Source organism: Flavihumibacter solisilvae, from assembly GCF_000814475.1.
GTDB lineage: Bacteria > Bacteroidota > Bacteroidia > Chitinophagales > Chitinophagaceae > Flavihumibacter > Flavihumibacter solisilvae.
Genome location: NZ_JSVC01000027.1, coordinates 94,397 through 116,764 on the forward strand (window position 1 = coordinate 94,397; position 22,368 = coordinate 116,764).

The following is a 22,368-nucleotide window of genomic DNA, read 5'->3' on the forward strand; positions in this document are numbered from 1 at the left end:
GGTTAACCTGAAGCAATGATATCTCCATACACATTCTATCGTTTTTCCTATGTAGCTATTTGCAGCTGACTTACTCTACTTGGTAAACAATGCCACTGCTGTAATTAGCGCGGTTATTGCTGATACCAAAATACCTGCTCTACCTGCATCAAACTGACCATCACGTTTCGGTTTCTGCGGAACGAATATGCTTGAGCCCGGATATATTTTAGGTTGCCTTGGAAATATTCCGAGCATACGCTCAATTTTACTGGCGCTTCCATTTGCATAAATCACAAATGCCTTTCTTCTCTTGCCTAATTGGGTAACGCCTCCCGCATCAGACAGGTAATCCTTCATCTTCTTTTGCCTCTCATACATGATATCTACGGGTTTATAGACCTCACCGTAAATACTAACAGTATTATTGATCCTCGGAACGATTAATTCATCACCGTCCTCGAGAATTATATCATCTGCACTGCCAGGATGTTTGAGAATATAATCCAGATCAATTGCCACTACTCGCTTTGTCTCATTAAGTGAGCTGTCCTCAGATGTAGCTGTCGAATCCTGCTTTACACTAATCAGCAATCGTTTTACAATTGCTGTATCCACTATTTCCCTTTTCTGGCGCATCAGTTTCGCTCCCCTGACATTTGAGGTATAAAGCAAACCACCTGAGCGTTGAATAATCGAGCTCAGCCTTTCTTCCCTGCTCTGTAACGTATATACAGCAGGCATCAATACCTCGCCACTGATCTTCACACTAATCTGCTTCTTGTAATACGGATCTTCTTTAATAGTGATGATGTCGTATGGCTTCAATATTATGTCGGAAGCTATTTCGGACAGATCCATATTGTCATTGATCGTTATAATGTCGGCGATTGCGCTGCCTGATTGTTTAACATCCACATCATGTTTCCGGCGTGAGATCTCGATCTGGTTGCCAGTAGCATTTTCAGCATAACCACCGGCTTTCAGAATGAGTGATTTCAATGACAGACTGTCTTCAAACCTGAAAGTTCCCGGTTTGCGAACTGCACCGTTGATAGTCACGCTAATAGTATCCTTCAGATCAAAAATGGAAGCAATGTGAATACTGTCTTCTTTAACCAGCGTCATTCCTTTTTGTAGTCCGGCGAGGATCGGTTTCAATTCCACCGACATATATTCCCTGGTCAGATCAGTACGTGTGCGTACTACGATCGCCCGGCCACTATACACATCTTCTTTAAGGCCCTGGGCCTTATTTATCAGGTCTGAAATTGTCATTCCTGCTTCTAAAGCGTAGGTGCCAGGTTTGAATACGGCGCCGTTGATGATAACGCGGTTTACGTACCGGTTCAAGACCGAATCAACTACAAATTCATCACCGTTATGTGCTTTGTAAACTCCGAATGAGTCTGATGGGATATCAATAACACTTCTCCCAAAATCCGTATATCGCTTCCCGGTAATGCGTCCTCTGAATGCCTTGCTTTTAAAGCCACCTGCAAATTCGATCGCTTCTTCAAGGGTTTCCGACGGCCTTAATTCAAATATACCCGGCCGGTTAAGTTCCCCGTTAAATGTTACCAGCAACTTAGCAAAGGGCACCCTTATTACATCGTTGTCTTCCAGGCTTACGTTTCCGCGTTGGTCGCCACGCACGAGAAAATCATACAGATCAGCAACCTGGATCACCTTGCTGTTGCGGATAAGTTCAATGTTCCGGAATGAACCATTTTCCGCAGGACCGCCGCTGACATATAAAGCATTGAACAAGGTGGCAAGTGATGGCAATGTATAAGTACCCGGACGATTAATCGCCCCAATCAGTATCACTTTAATGCTTCGGATACTGCCGAGTGACAATTGAAGTTTTGTCTGCCCGTTGCTTAACCCGGGATAATATTTACTTAACCGGTTCTTCAGCAATAATGTCGCAGCCTCAACAGTCATTCCGTTGACCTGGATTACCCCGGCATATTTTACATTTACTGTGCCTTCGGGTGTCACTTTCAGTGTCTGCTGAGACATATTCTGGCCATAAATGTTCACCAAAAGCTCGTCATCCGGACCAATTGTATAGTTTTTGGGTGTCGCCATTCGCAGATCAGGCTCGAATGAAAGGTTTTCATTGCTGAAAAGATCTGCGCCGAACAACCGGGATGTATTGGCAGGCTTCAACAGGTCAATACGAACTGCCGGATTGGCCTGAACCTTACGTTTGGTATTTGTAGCCGGTTCGGAAGATGGGAAAGTCGGCGTTTCAACCGATGTTTCCATTTGTTTTATCCGCCTCCTTAGCTCTACCAGCTCGGTCTCAGGCATTCCCCGACGCAGGAATTCAGCTTCAACCTCCTGTTGCGAGTAGCCATTAGATTTAGCCCTCGAAAGATATTGTTGTAATTGTGCATCTGTAATTTGATCAGACCGAACCTGGCTTAGGTCGTTAGGAACCTGTGCAGAAACAAAATTTACGGAGAAGAAAATGAGGAGGAATGCTATCAGCGCCTTGCGGAATTTCATACTTTATGGATTTACAGCACACAATCGTTGTCGAACACACCTGGATCCAGATGATTCAAATGATTTGGAATGCTGAAGGAATAAGGTTTTACCAATCATTTTTCTAGCGCGCAAATATAGTGACTGAATTAATAGCAAAGGTGTTGCTTCTGCAATAAATTAAATATGAACAAGGGGATTCAGCTGCCGGCCCAACCAGAGACTTCAGCTTAGTTACAGTTGAAGTAATATTTCGCATAAGCATGGATAAAACTGGCCGCAAGTAACAAAATATAATCTAAACTTTTTTGGGGAAAAACACCGAAAGATGACGGGAGTTATGGTATTGGAAGAACTTATTCAGGTAAACATTATATATTTTAAAAAGCTTAAATCGTAAAATTTCGCTGAACTTTGGTGATTTTAATACGTTATGATCTTGCTGTATAACGGCTAACGGCTGGTTCAAAAACCACTAATTTTAGTAATATTTCCTCATTATCATGAAAATTCTGCTACAATATCTCAAACCTTATAAATGGCTGGTGCTGCTTACCCTGCTGCTCGCGTCGATCAACTCCGGCTTCTCATTACTTGATCCCATCATTTTCGGCAGGATGACCAAGGTCGCTTTCGACGTCTATCACTACCGGGACCTCGGAAACTGGAACGTCTATGTCAATGCTGTCCTCTGGCTTCTACTCCTTTCCATCGGGGTGGCAATGGTAAGCCGTATTGCAAAAGCATTCCAGGATTACTTTTTCAATGTCATTACCCAGAAGTTCGGTGCAAGGATTTTTACCGATGGCTTACAACATGCCATGTCGTTGCCCTATCACGAATTTGAAGACCAGCGAAGCGGTGAAACACTAAGCATCCTGCAAAAGGTAGAAAACGATACGGAGCGCTTTATTTCGAACTTCATCAATATTCTGTTTGGGGTCATGATCGGGATTCTGTTTGTCAGCATTTATGCTTTCAGCATTCACTGGACGCTACCGTTCGTGTACTTTGGAGGAATATTCCTGCTCACGATCATCACGAACCTGCTGAGCAAAAAAATAAAGACCATTCAGAAAAACATAGTCTCACAAACTACATCACTGGCCGGCACTACAACCGAATCTCTGAGAAATATAGAACTGATCAAAAGTCTTGGCCTTACCAGGCAGGAGGTTGAGAGACTGAACAAAAACACCTATAAAATCCTCGGGCTCGAACTCACAAAGGTAAAAAGAGTACGTAGTCTGAGTTTCGTACAGGGCACTTTCGTTAATACACTTCGCCAGGTGATCCTGTTTATCCTTATGTGGCTGATATATAAAGGCAATATGAAACCTGAAGAACTTGTCACTATGCAATTCTATTCCTTTTTCATTTTCAGTCCCTTGCAGGAAATCGGCAACATCATTCTCTCCTATCGCGAAGCGGAAGCATCACTTAACAATTTCCGCGACCTGATGCACAAGAAACCTGAACCAAGACCGGTTCATCCAAAATCATTGTCTGCGATAAGTTCACTAGTCTTCAATAAAGTGAGCTTTCGTCATAAGACCGCACAACAACATGCAATTAACCAGATCAGCTTCTCGGTAAAAAAAGGTGAAACCATTGCTTTTGTCGGGCCATCAGGTGCCGGCAAAACTACCCTCGTAAAACTGCTTGTCGGATTGTATCGCCCCCAGGACGGCAGCATCAATTACAACGGCATCAATGAAAATGAGGTCGACTTTGAAGAATTGCGGAAACAGATAGGTTTTGTTACACAGGATACGCAGTTGTTTGCCGGCTCCATCAGGGAAAACCTGACCTTCGTTCGGCCAGAAGCTACCGAGGAGCAGGTTATAGATGCGCTTCATAAAGCAAGCTGCCAGAACCTGCTGCGGAGAGCAGAAAAAGGAATTGATACAATGATCGGTGAAGGAGGATTAAAACTGAGCGGTGGTGAAAAACAACGTTTGTCAATTGCAAGATCACTCCTGCGACATCCTAATCTCCTGATCTTTGACGAAGCGACCTCAGCGCTCGATAGCCTGACCGAAGAAGAGATCACCACGACAATCCGGAATATTTCTGCGCAGCGCGAACAAGTCACTATTATGATAGCACACCGGTTATCCACTATTATGCATGCGGACCGTATTTATGTGCTCGAAAAAGGAGAAGTAGTGGAAACAGGAACACATCTCGACCTGCTCGAAGAAAAGGGATTATACTATGCCATGTGGCGTCAACAGATTGGCGAACGCAAAATCTTACAACAGGCTGCTATTCCTGAACCCTCGCAACAAAATTAAGGTCAATATCAGTCTCGCCTTTGCTTACATCATCGTTGGAAGCTTTATTGCCTGGCTTATGCTTGAGCACAAAGCGTACGGTTCCGGTACTTACTTCACCGGTAGTCCATTGCGATAGTATTCCCAGGGGTAATCCCGCATTATCCTGGTCTGTGACGGCAACATTAATATTCACACCTGCCGGCAAATAGAAAAACTGGTGATCATCTGCCTCTTCAGCAACTTCGGCAGTAATATCTGTATCCGGATCAGTACTTTCATTCAGCAAGGTTGCTGTTACACTATAAGTTGTATTCGGGCGTAACCTGATCTCATCAAAATAAACAGGCTCCTCCCCCCCTTCGCCATCCGGATCACTGAAGATTACACTGAAGCGGTCGCTTGACCCATTGTCACGGAATTCAAGCACGGCTGTCGTGATCAATTCTTCCTCGTTGGCAACTTCGTCTTTGTCTTTTGAACAAGCGGCCAGGGATAAAGCGAAAGCCAATAACGCAACAAAAAAAGGCCGGTGAAACTGTTTCATTTTACACGATTTGATCTTTTAAAATGGACTATTGTTTTTTGACCCCGAGTGGAATTTTCACCCGTAAGCCGATGTTTCTTCCCATATCCAATGCATAGTAACGGAATGCATTCATGTAATCCCTGTATGCGACATCAAACAGGTTGTTCACGCTTAAGACCAGGAACAATGGCTGTCGCCCCATCATCAGTTTCGTACCCGCTTCAGCGTTAGTAAGCAGGTATGCCCCAGGCGGCGGCGCATAATCCGGTTGAAGTGTTATGGTTCCGTCAGGAAGCTGCTTCTCAATATTTCCACTGTCGGGAACGCGTGTTTGTTTCATCACCTGCTGCAGGTTGATTTTGACATATGAATCCTGCAGTTTTTTCCCGTTACCAAAATCATATTGCAACTCAGCTTCATACCTGTCGGCAGGCATCTGAATCAGCCAGTCATCCGCCTGTTTATCCCACGCACGAAGCAACGATGCTTTAACGGCGGCTTTCCAGTGAGCCGTTATGGCATAACCCGCTGAAAGATCCAAACCGGTCAGACGGGCATTCGTTTGCCGGTATTCAAACGCCGGAAATGCTCCACGTATCGTCAGCACAGGCGGATATGTTGGCGCCAGATAAATAAAGTCATTAATATCCTTATAATAAAACCCCAGGTCAATATCCCACTTCGAAGGGTTGTACAAAAAGTTAAGCAGCCAGCTGTTCGCACGCTCAGGTTGCAGTGTCGGATTGCCTTTCTCGACCCTTGCCGAACTATGGTGAAGGCCATCGCTGTATAGTTCATTTACCTGTGGTGCACGCCATGCGCTGGAAAAATTCAGCGTAGTTTTAAGGTCATCACGCCACCTGTATGTAAAACCTGCAGATCCCGACATGCTGCTGAAATACCGGTCGTCGTAGACCCCTGCCTGGTTATCGCTCACGTCATAGATCGAGCGAATATCATACCGCAATCCTCCTTCAAGAATCCACTTTGCATGCGACCATTTTTCGATCAGAAAGACGCCTGCATTATATGCCCGGTAATTCGGGATAAAAAGCCGTTGCTTGTAGCTCTCATTCTTTTGAAGTGAAGCGGTTGCACCAATGGTTCCCCGTAATCCCTTCCAGCTGTTGTGATCCCACACCAGGTCGGCATTACCGGTATTTATTCCAAGATCGAGTTGGGGCACGTTCGAGCTTGACTGAAACTTGCGCATGTCAAACTCCATGCGGTTGTTGTACTGGCCCGAAAGCACAAGGTTCAATTTTCCAGCATTACCTGTAGCAAGGTATGATCTTATCTTCAGCAGCTGGTGATGTACTTCCTGGTAGGGCCGGTCAATCGAATAGCTGAAAGAAGCATTTTTTATCTCAGGGGAAGGCTCCTGCCGGTCAATAATATTTTGGAGGTCAGTTACATTTCCGATATGCGCGCCCTTAAATATTCCCAATTTGGTATTGAACTGGCTATAGAAGACTTCGACTCCACGGTGAGCATTCTGGAGACCCGCAGCAACTGAAAAGTTATATTCCTCCACCCCGGAATTTACCAGCCAGTAATCGGGCGTTTTAGCATCCCCGCCTTTCTTTAATGTTCCCTGAAGTCGCCAGGAAAATGCAGGGATTTTCCTGGCATTACCTTCAACAATCCCGGAAATAACTCCCTGGCGGCCATTGCTGAAAAAAGCCGAGTTGATTTCGCCATAAATTCCAGGATTTACAGGCAAAAGGCGAGGCTCAACCAACACAACACCACCAATAGCATCAGCACCATATCTGAGGGAACTGGCACCCTTTATCACTGTCAGGCGGTTCGCAATATAGGGGTCCACTTCGGGCGCATGCTCACTTCCCCATTGCTGTCCTTCCTGCCTGATGCCGTTATTTAATATCAATACACGGTTACTGTGTAAGCCATGGATGACGGGTTTATAAATATTGGAACCGGTCTGCAATACGCTTACTCCCGGTACCTGTTTCAATGATTCACCAAGAGTCAGACCCCTCGTAGCCTCAAGCTGCCGCCCCTTGATCTCACCGGAAATGCCGGTGCCGCGTGTGTTTGCAGTTCCGACCACTGTAACTTCCGACAGTTGTCCCTGCGCATGCGGCAGCACAAAATCCTGCCGCAGATCTTCCTTGACATGGATATGCGCTTCAAGCGGCTGACATCCTATATGTGTAATAAGCAGATTGTAACTACCCGCACAAAGGCCTTCCACCTTGAATCGGCCGTCTTCGTCTGTACTGACAGCCTTCCTGACTTCTCGGATGAGAACATTCGCACCGCTTAACCGTTGCCTGTTATCGGCGTCGGTAACTACGCCGGTTAATCGAAACACACATTGCGCCCGGACTCCCAGACCCGTAAATACCAATATAATTGCAAAAAAAAATTTTCCGGTCAGATTCACCATTTCCTACTTTAAGATGGACAAAACTAAGGAAAACAGCATTAATTGCAACAATGTTGCTTTTTTATTTGGAAAATCTCACGGTGAAGGTGGTTCCTGCCCCGGGTTCGCTTTCCACGAGGATAGTCCCGTTCAGTTCATTTACCAGGCGTTGTACTATAGATAATCCCAGCCCTGTTGAGGATTCGCCAGCTGTCGGCCGGGCTGAAAGTTGTGCATACTTTCCAAAAAGGAAATGTTGTTCTTCCTTAGGAATTCCTATGCCCTCATCTGCCACTTCCAGTTCAACATGATCTTTGTCTTCGCGGACAGATACAGTTATTGATTTGCCAGAGAATGTAAACTTTATGGCGTTGGAAACGAGGTTATCGAGAATACGGGAAAAAAGATGTTGATCGGTAAGCAGGTAAACCGGTAGTTGCGGCCGGATAGTCTGCAGTTTGACTTCTTTTCGCTGCGCAGCAGGCAGGTGGGTACTCACGAGGTGATCCGTAAAAGCAGCAACATCCATTTCCTCAAGTTCAAGTTTTTCATGGCGGGTGCCCTGTTTTTCAATTTCAAGGATATTCCTGATAAGCCTTTCTCCGTTTAGGGATGACTCCCTGATCCGTGCCAGCGCATTTCGCTGCTCCGGAGTCAGGCTGTTATCTTTTTCCAACAGCTGGCTCCACATGGCGATGCTGGCAAAAGGTGAACCCAGGTCATGAGAAACGATGCTGATCAATGAATTCTTTTCATAATTCAGATCTGCGAGCTTTTCCTTCTGCCTGACGATCACCTGGTTCACTTCCACAAGTTTCCGGTTACTTCTCCGGTAAACTACAAGTAGGAGACCGACAAGTAACCCGATAAGCACAGCTGCACTTGCCAGTGAGCTCAGAGTTTTGTTACGAAGTTTCTCATGTTCAACTTCGGCCTGCAGCAGCCTGTTCCTGTTTTCTCTGTCGCTTGCATTGAAACGCTCCTGGAGCTCAACGATGGTTCTTCCGGAGGCTTCGTTCACCAATGCCGTGTCAAGCTGGTACCACTTCCGCTGATACCCGTATGCCAGCCGGTAATTTTCCAGCTTTTCATACAACTTGGCGAACAATGCGTAAGTATCCGCTTCCTTGCTCTTCGATTCCAACGAAATAGCAAGCTGCAGGGCACTATCAGTATGCAATGTCGCTGAGTCGTATTTTTTCAATTCAATGTAGGCATCACCGATATTGAGGTGATCGACCCACAGGTCCGCCGAATTCCTGGTTTTATCGTGAATCAGTTTGTTCTGACGGAAATAACCAAGTGCTTTTAAAAACTGTTGCTTCTTGAAATACGCATTTCCGGTATTGTTGTAAACAAAAGGAAGTGACTCTTCATGATGATGCTGGTTTATCAGGCGGTGTGCCACATTAAGAAAGTAAAGGGCACTGTCGGGCATGTTAAGCAGGTTATAAATTGCCCCGATGTTGCAGTAGCTCGAAATCATACTGGAAACCTCTCCGTTCTTCTCGACCAGGCGGAGTGACTGCATATACACGTCCTTAGCCTTTTCCGGCTGCTTGATTGCCGAATAAACAATTGCCAGGTCGCTTAAGGCAGCAATTTCATATTCCGTAATTGAAGATTCCCGTGATGCTGACAGGGTGAACAGATAATACCGGATCGCATTTTCATAATTGCCCGATAGCTCGCTGTGATAACCTCTCAACCTGTTTGCAAGGATCTTCCCCTTACCGAATTTCAGCGAGGATGATTGTTTCTCGATGTATGCGGCTACCCATTCAATAGAATCCAGCTTTTCTTCATTGAAGGAAATGGTGCGATCGTATAAATCTTTGAGGTAAGTGGTATCAACAGGTTGTGCTTGCGCAACCCATCCCATGCAAACGCTTACGGCTATAATATAAAGCGCTCTCAAAAAATCAGTCAATCAGGTTATTCCTGATGGCAAACTTGACCAGCCCCACAGTATTCTGCACACCAAGTTTGGCGATCAGGTTCTTACGATGTGTTTCTACGGTGCTAATGCTCAGGAAAAGCTTCTGTGCAATCTCAGCATTGCTGAATTCCTTGCAGACGAGCTTGAGTACTTCTATTTCCCTCCTCGAAAGGATCTCTTCAACTTTCCGGTCTTCAATAGTAAGCGTATTCCTGAAATCATTTTCACTCAATATATCAATTTCCTTGCTGAAATACGTGCTGCCGTCACTAACTGATTTTATTGCTGAAACCAGTTCGTCTATTGTAGCGTTTTTAAGTATGTAGCCCTGTACTTCATATTTCAGCAGTTTATGGACATACCGGGTTCCCCGCATAAGGGTCAGGTATATAATTCTCTGGTTAGGCCGGATCTTCTTTATTTCCCTGATCAGGTCTTCTTCTTCCATATCCGGAAGGTGAACATCAAGCAGCAGCACATCTTCCGGGGAGAGTTCAGGAAGCCTGGAAAGAAGATGTCTTGCCGACAGACTCGTTCCGGTAACTACCACGTCCGCATGTTTCTGTAACAGGAGTGAAAGGCCTTCTAAGTACATCTCATGGTCATCCGTTATATAAACCCTTGTTATACTCATTTATGCAGTTTTCTATTGAGCCCTTTTAAACAGGGATTACAAAGAAAATGCTTTTAGGCATCATATATATAAAAAACGCTGTGTATTAACGCAGCGCTTCAAATTTTTAACCCGTTTTCTTACAGGTTTTCGATGATGCCGGCAATTCCCTGTCCACCACCGACACAGGCGGTCACCATCCCGTATTTTTTATTCAGGCGTTTCATATCATGTGTAACCTGGATGGTCAGTTTTGCTCCGGTACACCCGAGTGGATGTCCCAGCGCTATCGCTCCGCCGTTGATATTAACTTTTTCAGGATCCAGGCCCGCTTCCCGGATCACCGCAAGTGCCTGTGAAGCAAATGCTTCGTTCAGTTCTATCAGGTCTATATCCGTAAGATTCATTCCAGCCTGTTTCAGTGCTTTGGGAATAGCAGCCACAGGGCCGATGCCCATAATTCGTGGATCAACGCCTGCACTCGAACAGGCAACCAGGCGTGCAATTGGCTTCAGGCCGAGTTCGTTCATCATCCTTTCTCCCATTACCACTACGAACGCCGCTCCGTCACTGGTCTGCGATGAGTTTCCTGCCGTTACACATCCACCCGCCGCAAAAGCCGGCTTCAAACCTGCCAATACTTCGAGACTGGTGTCTGCACGCGGCCCCTCATCTGTATCAACCAGATATTGTTTTTCTTTCTTTTTGCCTGCAGCGTCAAGGTATACCTGGTCAACATTTATCGGAAGTATACCGGGTTTGAAGTAACCCTCTTTTATTGCATGGATGGCTTTCCGGTGCGACTGAAAAGAAAATTCATCCTGCGATTCGCGGCTTATGCCATACTCCCGGGCCACCGCTTCTGCCGTAAGTCCCATGCTGAGGTAGTAGTCCGGCGTTTCCTTTGCGACACTGTATGCAGGAACCGTTTTCCAGCCCGCTGTGGGAACGAGACTCATGCTTTCCGTTCCTCCGGCAATAATACAATCTGCCAATCCGGTACGAATCTTGGCTGTTGCGATGGCTATAGTCTCAAGTCCACTGGCACAATACCTGTTCACAGTCATGCCTGGGACATCCATCCCCAGTGCCCGTACAGAAATCATCCTGCCGATCTGGAGGCCCTGTTCCGCTTCGGGAACTGCATTTCCTACTATAAGGTCATCAACCCGTGCAGGTTCAAGTTGCGGCATTTGCGCGAGAATTCCCCTAATCACATCAACAGCAAGGTCGTCTGGACGAACGAACCTGAACCCGCCACGTTTTGCTTTGGTAACCGCAGTACGATAACCTGCCACTATATAAGCTTCCTGCATATCGATCAGTTTTAATCACCCGTCGGATGGTACCCGACGGGTAAAATGGACAAAAAAATAAAAGTTGCATAGACAACTTTCTATTTCAAATTTAAATGATCTTTGCTGCAGGAAAAATATATTTTTTTGCAATCCACCTTCAATGGTTTTTTTTTGACACCATGTATGACTTTATAAGGAAGCTGTTGTTCAGGTTTCCCACGGAACCTGTGCATTATTTTTCAATGAATTGTTTACAGGCAGGATGTTCCGTACCAGCTATGCGGAAATGGATAGCCGGAAAATTCACTCCGCCTCAGCACAACCCGGTTCATGCTTTCGGACTTACATTCAGAAATAAAGTAGGACTGGCGGCGGGATTCGATAAAAACGCACGCTATCTCCGCGAACTGGAAACTTTGGGTTTTGGGTTCGTTGAGATCGGGACAGTTACCCCCAAACCGCAGGATGGCAATGACAGGCCAAGGCTGTTCAGGCTTCCGAAAGACCAGGCACTGATCAACAGGATGGGGTTTAATAATGACGGGGTAAAAGTGGTAGCGGAACGCTTGAGACGGTGGAAAGCAGACAGGGTATCGGAAGGAAAACAAAATATTCCCCTGGTAATAGGTGGAAACATCGGTAAGAACAAAGTGACCCCCAACGAAGAAGCATGGAAGGACTATGAGATTTGTTTCCGGGAACTATTCGATGTTGTGGATTATTTCGTGGTGAATGTAAGTTCGCCTAATACACCTGGACTCCGTGCCCTGCAGGAAAAGGACGCTTTATATAAGATCCTGTCACACCTTCAGACCATCAACAGCCAGCAGGCCCATCCAAAACCCCTGCTCCTTAAAATAGCACCTGACCTTACCCGTGAGCAGGTAGACGATGTAATTGACCTCGCCCAGGAAATCGAACTTGACGGCCTGGTGGCCACTAATACCACCATCAGCCGCGACGACCTTACCACGAGTCCCGCGGAACTGGAACAGATTGGCGCAGGTGGACTCAGCGGTGCACCCTTACGCCAACGAGCTACCGAAATGGTACAATACATCGCTGAACGTTCGGAAGGGAATATCCCGGTAATAGCCAGCGGCGGGATATTTTCCGCAGCGGACGCCCGGGAAAAGCTTGATGCCGGAGCACAACTGGTGCAGGTTTGGACGGGTTTTATTTATGTAGGTCCGTCAATTGCAAAGGATATCTGTTCAGGTCTGCAGTCTTCAAAAAACTAACCTGGCCTGGTTACCATAACAACTAACTACTTATCTCAATGGAACATCTATTTACCAGCGAAAGCCTTATCAGCTTTATTATATTGGTCATCCTGGAAGTCGTACTCGGCATCGACAACGTGATCTTTGTCAGTATTATCATGAACAGGTTGCCGAACCTGAAAGACCAGAAGCGGGCAAGAAGATTCTGGATGATCTCAGGTATCATTATGCGCAGTCTGCTATTATTGGGACTGGGGTGGCTGTTAAAGCAGAAAGGTAAAGCCGTATTCGAACTGGGCGGCAAGGGTTTTGACCTGGCGAGCCTCGTAATGCTGGGCGGTGGCCTATTCCTAATTTATAAATCAGTTAAAGAGATTCACCATAAACTTGAAGGCGACGATCCTAATGCTGCCCTTAACAGCCAGCCTTCAATCTCAGTAGCACAGGCACTTGTACAGATCGTGGTGATCGATGCCGTATTCTCATTTGACAGTATTATTACTGCCGGTGGCACTGCCAAACATGTAGAGATCATGATCGCCGCTGTCATTATCGCTATGACCATAATGTTCCTCTTCAGTCCAAAGATCTCGGCATTCATACATAAGCACCCAACCCTGAAAATGCTGGCCCTGTCTTTCCTCGTCATGATCGGACTAAGCCTGGTGATTGAAGGATGGGATAGTACAGCAGCCCACCAGCTTCACCTCAAGAATTACATTTATTTTGGAATGGCGTTCTCATTCGGAGTCGAATTGCTGAATATGACAATGAGAAAACGCGTTGCGCAAAAACCAGTTGAGCTGCGTGAACCGGTGCTGGATAAAACTGCGGCTGATAATAAAACAGATCATGGAGACATGGCCCGCTAAGTTTCCTGTCAGCGTACACATAACAAAACAGCGCCCGTCATACCAGCAGTCTCTGACCGGAGCCTGGTATCGCCAAGGGCTACAGGTTCAAATCCATGCGACAGCGCCAGTTCAATTTCCTCCGGTGTAAAATCGCCTTCGGGACCGATAAGCAGTAACTGGGCATGGTCCCGGGGTCCTTCAGACCGAAGTGATCTCTTGTCGGTATCGGTGCAATGTGCGATCCATTTTTGCTGGTAAACTGCGTGCGTCACTACCTGCGAAATCGGCTGCGGTTCGCGGAGCAGGGGAAGCCATACCTGCTGGCTTTGCAGCATAGCGCTTACCAGGATCTGTTGCATACGGTCAAACCTGAAATGTTGCTTTTCAGTCCTGTTACAAATGAGGGGCAAAATTTCGGCTACTCCCAGTTCTGTAGCTTTTTCCAGAAACCATTCAAGGCGTGAAACATTTTTCAGCAGCGAGATGCCGATACCAACGGAGCCGACATTCCTCTCAACAAATTTTCGTTCCCTGATGGTAACGGTGCATTTTTTCTTGTGGGCGTCGGTAACAGTTGCAGTAAACAACCAGCCTTTGCCGTCAGTCAGATGAAGTTCTTCTCCGTTCTCCATCCGGAGAACGGAAACTATATGCCGGGAAGTGTCCTCATCCAGCTGAACCAAATCATCGGGGGCTGGCTGTGACAAATAAAAGAATGGAAGCGCCATACATCAGAATGGAGTTTCGTCATCATCGAATGAGACATCATTCATCCGGCTGCCGATCTGCCTGTAACCACCGTTGTCCGCAGGTCCGCCACCCGGCGTTATCGGCTTCCAGGCCGGAGCGCCACCGCCCGGTCCTTCGCCTTCCACTCCTTCATCAACAAATTTCTGGATATGCAGCTGGGCACGCAACTTGATCGTTTCCAGCGATCCGTTACGGTGTTTGGCGATCCTTACGTGGGTTTCACCCTTGACGCTTTCGCCATGTTCGTTGGCATTTACATCATAATATTCAGGGCGGTATATGAACATAACCATGTCTGCATCCTGTTCAATGGCACCGGATTCCCGGAGGTCACTAAGCTGGGGCATTTTATTACCCTCTTTCCTGGTTTCCACGGCACGGCTCAACTGGGAAAGTGCAATTATCGGCACTTCAAGTTCTTTTGCCAGCTGTTTCAACGAACGGGAAATCTGGCTGATCTCCTGTTCACGGTTCGTATTACCGCCTCCACCGCTCATGAGCTGCAGGTAGTCGATAATGATCAGACCCAGGTCATGCTTGTTCTTGAGCCTCCGGCATTTGGCGCGAAGTTCAAATACGTTGAGGGCAGCTGTGTCATCAATAAAGATCTTGGCCTCGGAAAGGCGTTGAATGCCTTTGGCATAGAGCTGCTTCATTTCGTATTCTTCAAGTTTACCCCGGCTGATCTTTTCCAGCCAGATCTCACTTTCTGCAGAGAGGATACGTTGAACCAGCTGCCCGGCACTCATTTCAAGGCTAAACACAGCGACCGCTGTAGGACGGATGGGGCTCAAAGCCGCATTACGCGCCAAATTCAGCGCGAATGCAGTTTTACCTACAGCCGGTCGGGCTGCGAGGATGATAAGGTCGGTCTTCTGCCAGCCGTATGTCACCTTGTCGAGACTTGGGAACCCTGATGGCACACCGGAAATATCTTCAGTCTGGTTACGGAGATCCTCGATCCGCTGAACAGCCTTAACCAATACGGAATCAATAGAATTGTAATCTTTCCTCAGGTGATTATTGGTAATCTCAAAGAGTTTGCTTTCCGCATTATCAAGCAGGTCAAATACATCGGTAGAATCTTCATACGCATCGCTTATCACCTCGCCACTGATGCGGATCAGCTCACGTTGAATAAATTTCTGCAATATGATCCTTGCGTGGGTATCAATATTGGCAGAAGAAACCACCGTGTTGGTCAGTTTGGTCACGTAGTACGGTCCACCCACCATCTCCAATTCTTCCTTTTTGCGCAGTTCTTCCACAACGGTAAGGATGTCGATCGGCTGGCTTTTCTGGGACAGGGACTGCATGGCTTTAAAAATGCGCTGGTTCGCATCCACATAAAAGCATTCCGCCTTAAGTATCTCGATTACAGTATCAAACGCACTTTTCTCCAGCATTATGGCTCCAAGAACCGCCTCCTCCAGGTCTTTTGCCTGGGGCGGTACTTTACCATACACCATGGTACTGAGATCCAGTGATCCTTTTCGCCTGTTTTTACGGTCTTTATTAATATTAGTAAGGTCCATTTACGTTGCTTTCCGATGTTACGGGAACATTAAGGAATTATGAAGCAGGTGTTAACACCCTAAGTCAGGACGGCGAATATATAGCCCGCCTATTCTATAAAAAAAATTTTTCTGACCGTTTAGTTATGCTTAAGTAATACAGTGGGTTATCCACAACGCTAACGGGCTTATCCACCCATTTAGCGTTGCTATCCACAATTTAAAAAAGTTTTCCTGCTGTTTCCGAAAGAAATACACACCGGGTGTGAAGAAAGAATTACAGCCTGTTTTTTGGCAGGGTTGTTACATTAACAGGATGGCGTTTGCAGACAATCCGTAGGTTACGGAATTGTAAACAATTCGCTGGAACGCTGTATGGCAAAGCATTACAGCGGATAAACAATTTCATCCATATTACTCCGATCCGTTTGCACAACCACTTCCAGCTGCGTTTACTGCCACCGTTAAAACACCCTTTTTATAAGAACACCATGTTTCACCGCTGTTTCACGGTACGAAAATTGCAAAGAAGCGGCCGATTTTTCACCGGCCGGGGATCGACTACTTTTCGTTTTTGGATTTTACTTTTCAACTTTTTAAAACTTTCCTTCCACCCTCGCTTTATCTTTGCGCCTATGACTATTTCGTATAACTGGCTCAGTGAATATTTACCTGTAACCCTGGAACCGGAAAGATTATCCCGAATTCTTACCGCAATCGGACTGGAAGTTGAATCAATGGAATCATACGAATCCATCAGGGGCGGGCTGAAAGGTCTGGTGATCGGCGAGGTGAAGACTGCCGAACAGCACCCTAATGCTGACAAACTAAAGCTTACTACTGTTGATACAGGCGGTCCGGAACTCCTCCAGATCGTTTGTGGTGCGCCAAATGTTGCGGCAGGACAAAAAGTAGTCGTTGCCCCTGTTGGCGCCACAATTTACCCGGCAAAAGGTGAACCGGTGACTATGAAGGTCGCCAAAATCCGTGGAGTGGAAAGTTATGGAATGATCTGCGCTGAAGACGAAATCGGCATGAGTGATGACCATGGTGGTATTTTGGTATTGCCGGCTTCTGCGAAAACAGGGGCTCCTGCATCATCCTGGTTCAATCCTTACCACGACACCATATACGAGATCGGGCTCACGCCAAACCGTATGGATGCCATGAGCCATATGGGAGTGGCCCGTGATGTTTGTGCGTACCTGACACATCACGACAAAAAAGACCTCCGGATCAAATCACCTTCCGTAAATGCTTTCAAGGTCCAGGACCATTCGCTGTCCATCGATGTCACAATACAAAATACAACCGCCTGCAAACGTTATTCGGGTGTGAGTATTACCGGTATTACAATTGATGAATCACCGCAATGGATGAAGGACAGGCTCAAAGCCATAGGGGTAAGACCCATCAATAATATCGTTGATATCACGAATTATGTGCTCCATGAAACCGGACAGCCGCTACATGCTTTTGACGCCGATGCCATTACAGGTAACAAGGTAATTGTTCAGACCCTGCCTGCGGGTACTCCGTTCATCACCCTCGATGAAAAAGAACGTAAGCTCCACGAAGAAGACCTGATGATCTGCAACGCAGATGCGCCAATGTGTATCGCGGGCGTCTTTGGTGGAATTAAGAGCGGTGTAACCGGAACCACTACCAACATCTTCCTGGAGAGCGCCTGGTTCCACCCGGCCTGGATCAGGAAAACATCCTTCCGCCATGGTTTGCGCACAGATGCAGCAACAAGGTTTGAGAAGGGTGTTGACATATCCCAGACCGTAAACGTGCTGAAACGCGCCGCCCTTCTGATCAAAGAACTGGCTGGAGGCACCATTTCGTCTGACCTGGTCGACGTGTACCCTGAACCGGAAGAAAAGAAACAGGTTGCCATCAAATACCACTATCTCAAAAAATTAAGCGGCAAAAGTTACCACCCTGATTCAGTGAAAAAAATCCTGGAAGCACTGGGATTTGAAGTACTGAAAGACGGCATCGATGAACTATGGGTGGCAGTACCGTACAGCAAACCAGATATTTCGATCCCTGCTGATATAGTTGAAGAAATTTTACGGATAGACGGGCTCGACAATGTGCCCATACCACAGGCGATTATGATAAGTCCGTCCGTGGAAGATGATTCTGAAGGAAAACTGCGTGAGAAAATCGCACAGTATATGGCGGGATCAGGATTCCGGGAAATACTGACCAATTCAATTTCCAACAGCGCCTGGTATGCAGGCAACCAGATGAGCACAGCAGTAAAAATGCTGAATAATCTCAGTGTGGAGCTTGATGTTCTCAGGCCATCAATGCTTGAAACAGGTCTGCAGGTAATAGCGTATAACCTTAACAGAAAGAACAACGACCTCCGGTTTTTTGAATGGGGCAAAACCTATCACAGCCAGGAAGTAGGCGTTTACCAGGAGATACCACATTGCTGTATCTACGTTACCGGCAACTACATGCCTTCATCCTGGAGACAAAAAGGACAGGAAGCCGACATCTATGTTTTGAAAGGGATTATTGACAGGATCGCAACTGTTTCCGGGCTGGCCGGAATTCGGTGGGAAACGGCAACAGTTGAGGGACTTAACCAGGCATTATCTATCTGGTACGGAAAAGAGCAGATCGGGATTGCGGGCAATATTTCAAAGGAGAAAGCGGCGCAATTTGACATCAGGCAACCGGTCTATTATGCAGACCTTAACTGGTTGCAACTGGTCAAAATTTCCTCGCGCAATAAGGTCAGCTATCGTGAACTGCCGAAGCAACTCCCTGTTATGCGGGATCTGGCATTGGTAGTGTCCAGGCAATTACCATTCGCTTCAATCGCATCAGCTGTAAATGGCGCAGGCATCAGCAAGCTGACTAAATTTGAACTGTTCGATCTGTTTGAAAGTGATAAATTAGGGGCAGAAAAAAAGTCTGTTGCCGTAAGCTTCACATTCCTCGACGAAGAAAAAACGATGACCGATAAAGAGATCGATTCAATGATGGCAAAGGTGATGACCATCCTGGAAAATGAAGTCGGTGCTGAAATAAGAAAATAAACCTGCTTATCCATGGAAGATCTGCTCCAACATATCAGGCGAATACAGGAAAAGCTGCAGGTATTGCAGAAACAGTTTTTTCATGCCCAGCGGGAAAACGAACGTTTGCAGCAGCAGTTGCAAAACTATTTTGAAAAGGACCGGCTGCAGCAACAACGCCTTGAAGACCTGGAGCGACAGCTCGAAGTTGTAAAAGTAACCCGCCCGCAGATGAGCGAAAAAGACCGGCAGGCACTGGAAAAAAGGATCAACCTTTACCTGCGGGAAATTGATAAATGCATAGGCCTGCTGAACGAATAATGACACAGGACACACTCATACCAGTAAATATTGTGATCGGTGACCGTACTTACCGTATCAAGATCCGTCCGGAAGACGAGGAAGCAGTACGCAACACAGTTAAAGTGATCAATGAAAAGGTCGTTGAATTCAAAACACAGTTTTCCGCCAAGGACATGCAGGACTATGTGGCCATGGTACTGGTGTGGTATGCTACAGAGCAGAGCCAGCAGACCAAAAGCAATCTCGACATCCAGGCAGTTACAGATAAACTGTTACAGCTCGAATCGCTGATAGATAAAACAACCGGCGACATCAATTGAAGATCTCCCGGAGTTTGTCCTGGAGTTCCTCACCCCTGAGGTTACGCGCAATGATTTTCCCATTTGGATCGATCAGAAGGTTCTGCGGAATCGCATTGATACCATACTGGCGGGCAACTTCATTCTCCCAGAATTTCAGGTCCGAAACGTGTGCCCAGGCAAGCCCGTCGTCGTTTATTGCTTTCAACCATTTTTCCCTTCCGTTAGGGCGGTCCAGCGATACGCCGAGGATATAGAATCCTTTCCTGCTATAGGTTTCAAATGCTTTTACCACATTTGGATTTTCCTGGCGGCAGGGCCCGCACCAGCTGGCCCAAAAATCGACAAGCAGGTATTTTCCCCGGAAGGACGACAGCGAAACAGGGTTTCCCAGCGTGTCATTTTGGGTAAAGTCCATTGCGACCTGGCCAACGGCAGTTTTTTTCGCAATAATTATTTTCTCATTCAGATCCTGGGCAGTGGGATAATTCCGGGTTGCGGCAGGAAGTAGGTTGAACAATGGTTCTACCTTCCCCGGCTCAAGGTCATAGCCTGCAAACTGGGTCAGGGCATATAAAGCTGTGGGAGATGCCGGAGATTCCCTTACGAAAGCTCCATAAACACGCCCCCTGAGTTCGCGATCCACTTCCTCAAGCTGTTTTTCCACAGCTTCCATTCCATCTTTGTCACCGGCTTTCCTGGCGTTTATATAAGTCCCTCTTAACCCGTCCCGCTGTGTCAGGTAGGGCTTGGCCTGTCGTTGCAGATCAAGGTAATCTTCATGTGCCTTTGAGCCCGAAACACTGCCATTGGAGAAGCTGTCGGTGTGTATGACCCTGATAAGACCGGGTTCCAGGAATACCTGCATCACCATCCGCCGCGAACTATTATCCTTTTCAGGCTGGAATACCGACAGGGATGCCAGTTTCGGCTCGGTAAGTTCGCCTGTGAATTTATATTCACCGTCCGTCAGAACTGCGCTGTCCTTCTTCCACTCCTTGCCATTCCGGAATTCAAGGTAAATCTTGTCGGAGGGAAGCGTAATGCGTTTCAGGCTGCCCTGGAGCGAAAAAGAAGGTTGTTGGGCAGTAAGCAAAAGAGGGGTACACGCTAACAGGGTACAGAGCAGGCGCTTCATAAACGGGTAATTGTTTTGGCAATTTACGTTTACCTGCTGAAAGCCGTTTACCTTTTATCCAATCATTTCGTACTTTCGCGAATTAGCATCTGACTCAACTACTTATGAGGTATGTGCAGCATATATATACGATTGTAAACAGTTTAAATCAACAATTAAATGGACTCAACGATACTGGCAGTTATTGCCGCCGTCATTGCCCTTGTTGCGGGTATAGTGGCGGGTAAATTTATTTTTAAAGCGAACACGGAAGAGAAGATCAGGGAAGCGGAAAACCAGGCACAGAAAACCATAAATGACGCAAAATCTCAGGCTGAAACATTAAAAAAGGAAAAATTACTCGAGGCTAAAGAAAGATTCGTTCAACTTAAGGCAGAGCACGACAAGGAAGTGATGGATCGCAACAGGAAACTGGGCGATTCTGAAAACAGGATCAAGCAGAAAGAGGTTTCCATAAACCAGAAGGAGGGATCACTCGAAAAGCAAATCAAGGAAAATGAAGCCATCAAGGAAAATCTGAACCGCCAGATCGAGCTCGTAAACATAAAACGCACTGAACTGGAGAAACACCAGGAGGAGCATATCCGCAGGCTGGAAAAAATTGCGGGACTCACTGCCGAAGAGGCTAAATCCCAACTGGTGGAAAGCCTGAAGCACGAGGCCCATACGCAGGCGCTGGCTGTTCAGCAGGAGATCATTGATGATGCCAAGCAAAAGGCCAATAAGGAAGCCCGCAAGATCATTATTCAGACCATTCAGCGTACTGCTGCTGAACAGGCTATTGAAAACTCCATCACGGTTTTCAATCTTGAGAGTGACGAAATCAAGGGCCAGATCATTGGTCGTGAGGGAAGGAATATCCGTGCTATTGAAGCGGCAACGGGCGTTGACCTGATTGTCGACGACACCCCGGAAGCAATTATCCTCTCCTCTTTTGACCCGCTTCGCCGTGAAATCGCACGACTCAGCCTTCAGCGCCTGGTAACAGATGGCAGGATCCACCCGGCACGAATCGAAGAAGTTGTCGAAAAGACCCGCCGCCAGATCGAAGAACAGGTTATGGAGATAGGGGAAAGAACAGTAATTGAACTGGGCATCCACGGGCTTCATAAGGAACTGGTAAGGATTGTCGGAAAAATGCGTTTCCGCTCTTCTTATGGACAAAACCTGCTCATGCATAGCCGGGAAGTAGCAAACCTTTGCGGTATCATGGCATCTGAACTGGGAATGAATCCCAAACTGGCCAAGCGAGCAGGACTACTGCATGATATAGGCAAAGTACCTGATGAGGAATCAGAACTGAGCCATGCCCTTCTGGGAGCCAAGCTCGCAGAAAAATATGGTGAGAATCCGGCCGTGGTAAACGCGATCGGTGCCCACCACGACGAAATGGAGATGCAATATGTTATCTCACCAATTGTACAGGCCTGTGATGCCATCAGCGGTGCCCGTCCGGGTGCCCGTCGCGAGATTATGCAGCAATACCTGCAGCGGATCAAAGACCTCGAAAATATGGCGATGAGCTACCAGGGGGTGGAGAAAGCCTATGCTATCCAGGCGGGCCGCGAGCTGCGGGTTATCGTTGAAGCCGATAAGGTTTCCGACGCAGACAGCGACAAGCTGAGTTTTGAAATTGCACAGAAGATTCAGACAGAAATGACTTTCCCTGGCCAGATCCGCGTAACGGTGATCAGGGAAAAGAGGGCTGTAAATGTAGCCAGGTAAGC

General features: G+C 46.8%; 16 protein-coding genes. 7 read left to right on the plus strand and 9 right to left on the minus strand.

Annotated features, from left to right (window positions below):
- Positions 1 to 75: 75 nt before the first annotated feature.
- On the minus strand, positions 76 to 2,496 hold the full coding sequence (locus tag OI18_RS20635) for an SLBB domain-containing protein (protein ID WP_039143485.1): 2,421 nt from the start codon (positions 2,494 to 2,496) through the stop codon (positions 76 to 78).
- Positions 2,497 to 2,978: 482 nt separating this feature from the next.
- Here OI18_RS20635 and OI18_RS20640 point away from each other — a divergent pair, with 482 nt between their 5' ends.
- The gene (locus tag OI18_RS20640; protein WP_039143487.1) at positions 2,979 to 4,772 is read left to right on the plus strand and encodes an ABC transporter ATP-binding protein; all 1,794 of its coding nucleotides are present in this window, start codon (positions 2,979 to 2,981) and stop codon (positions 4,770 to 4,772) included.
- Here OI18_RS20640 and OI18_RS20645 read toward each other — a convergent pair.
- The 5 genes from OI18_RS20645 to OI18_RS20665 form a co-directional block, all read right to left on the minus strand.
- Entirely contained in the window at positions 4,744 to 5,298 is a 555-nt protein-coding gene (locus OI18_RS20645) for a hypothetical protein (protein WP_039143490.1), read from the minus strand. The genes OI18_RS20640 and OI18_RS20645 overlap by 29 nt on opposite strands.
- Before the next feature lie 28 nt (positions 5,299 to 5,326).
- Positions 5,327 to 7,618, minus strand: a complete 2,292-nt coding sequence (locus tag OI18_RS20650) for a TonB-dependent receptor (RefSeq protein WP_160290272.1) — start codon at positions 7,616 to 7,618, stop codon at positions 5,327 to 5,329.
- A 136-nt stretch (positions 7,619 to 7,754) separates the two neighbouring features.
- A complete protein-coding gene (locus tag OI18_RS20655; RefSeq protein WP_152616905.1) occupies positions 7,755 to 9,590 on the minus strand; it encodes a tetratricopeptide repeat-containing sensor histidine kinase in 1,836 nt (611 codons plus the stop codon).
- Between the two features lie 4 nt (positions 9,591 to 9,594).
- Entirely contained in the window at positions 9,595 to 10,245 is a 651-nt protein-coding gene (locus tag OI18_RS20660; protein WP_039143495.1) for a LuxR C-terminal-related transcriptional regulator, read from the minus strand.
- Positions 10,246 to 10,364: 119 nt separating this feature from the next.
- Complete coding sequence (locus tag OI18_RS20665; RefSeq protein WP_039143496.1) at positions 10,365 to 11,540, minus strand: thiolase family protein; 1,176 nt, start codon at positions 11,538 to 11,540, stop codon at positions 10,365 to 10,367.
- 161 nt (positions 11,541 to 11,701) lie between these two features.
- On the opposite strand from OI18_RS20665, the gene OI18_RS20670 reads away from it, so the two are divergent.
- Positions 11,702 to 12,763, plus strand: a complete 1,062-nt coding sequence (locus tag OI18_RS20670) for a quinone-dependent dihydroorotate dehydrogenase (RefSeq protein WP_039143687.1) — start codon at positions 11,702 to 11,704, stop codon at positions 12,761 to 12,763.
- Positions 12,764 to 12,801: 38 nt separating this feature from the next.
- Entirely contained in the window at positions 12,802 to 13,617 is an 816-nt protein-coding gene (locus OI18_RS20675) for a TerC family protein (protein ID WP_039143499.1), read from the plus strand.
- An 8-nt stretch (positions 13,618 to 13,625) separates the two neighbouring features.
- Here the strand turns inward: OI18_RS20675 and OI18_RS20680 are convergent, their stop codons facing one another.
- Complete coding sequence (locus OI18_RS20680) at positions 13,626 to 14,327, minus strand: RsmE family RNA methyltransferase (protein ID WP_039143502.1); 702 nt, start codon at positions 14,325 to 14,327, stop codon at positions 13,626 to 13,628.
- Positions 14,328 to 14,330: 3 nt separating this feature from the next.
- Positions 14,331 to 15,884, minus strand: coding sequence for a replicative DNA helicase (dnaB, locus tag OI18_RS20685; protein WP_039143505.1), 1,554 nt, complete (start codon positions 15,882 to 15,884; stop codon positions 14,331 to 14,333).
- A gap of 614 nt (positions 15,885 to 16,498) precedes the next feature.
- Here dnaB and pheT point away from each other — a divergent pair.
- Genes pheT through OI18_RS20700 form a run of 3 tightly spaced genes read left to right on the plus strand, consistent with a single transcriptional unit; the run spans position 16,499 to position 19,524 of the window.
- On the plus strand, positions 16,499 to 18,922 hold the full coding sequence (gene pheT, locus OI18_RS20690) for a phenylalanine--tRNA ligase subunit beta (RefSeq protein WP_039143507.1): 2,424 nt from the start codon (positions 16,499 to 16,501) through the stop codon (positions 18,920 to 18,922).
- Between the two features lie 12 nt (positions 18,923 to 18,934).
- Positions 18,935 to 19,222, plus strand: coding sequence for a hypothetical protein (locus OI18_RS20695; protein ID WP_039143509.1), 288 nt, complete (start codon positions 18,935 to 18,937; stop codon positions 19,220 to 19,222).
- Positions 19,222 to 19,524 (plus strand): cell division protein ZapA, encoded by a 303-nt coding sequence (locus OI18_RS20700; RefSeq protein ID WP_039143511.1) that lies wholly within the window; start codon positions 19,222 to 19,224, stop codon positions 19,522 to 19,524. Before OI18_RS20695 ends, OI18_RS20700 begins: the two co-directional genes overlap by 1 nt.
- Here the strand turns inward: OI18_RS20700 and OI18_RS20705 are convergent.
- Positions 19,517 to 20,641 carry a TlpA disulfide reductase family protein gene (locus OI18_RS20705; protein WP_039143514.1) on the minus strand — a complete coding sequence of 375 codons (1,125 nt, stop codon included), beginning with the start codon at positions 20,639 to 20,641 and terminating at the stop codon, positions 19,517 to 19,519. The genes OI18_RS20700 and OI18_RS20705 overlap by 8 nt on opposite strands.
- Positions 20,642 to 20,800: 159 nt before the next feature.
- On the opposite strand from OI18_RS20705, the gene rny reads away from it, so the two are divergent.
- The gene (rny, locus tag OI18_RS20710) at positions 20,801 to 22,366 is read left to right on the plus strand and encodes a ribonuclease Y (RefSeq protein ID WP_039143517.1); all 1,566 of its coding nucleotides are present in this window, start codon (positions 20,801 to 20,803) and stop codon (positions 22,364 to 22,366) included.
- Positions 22,367 to 22,368: the final 2 nt, after the last annotated feature.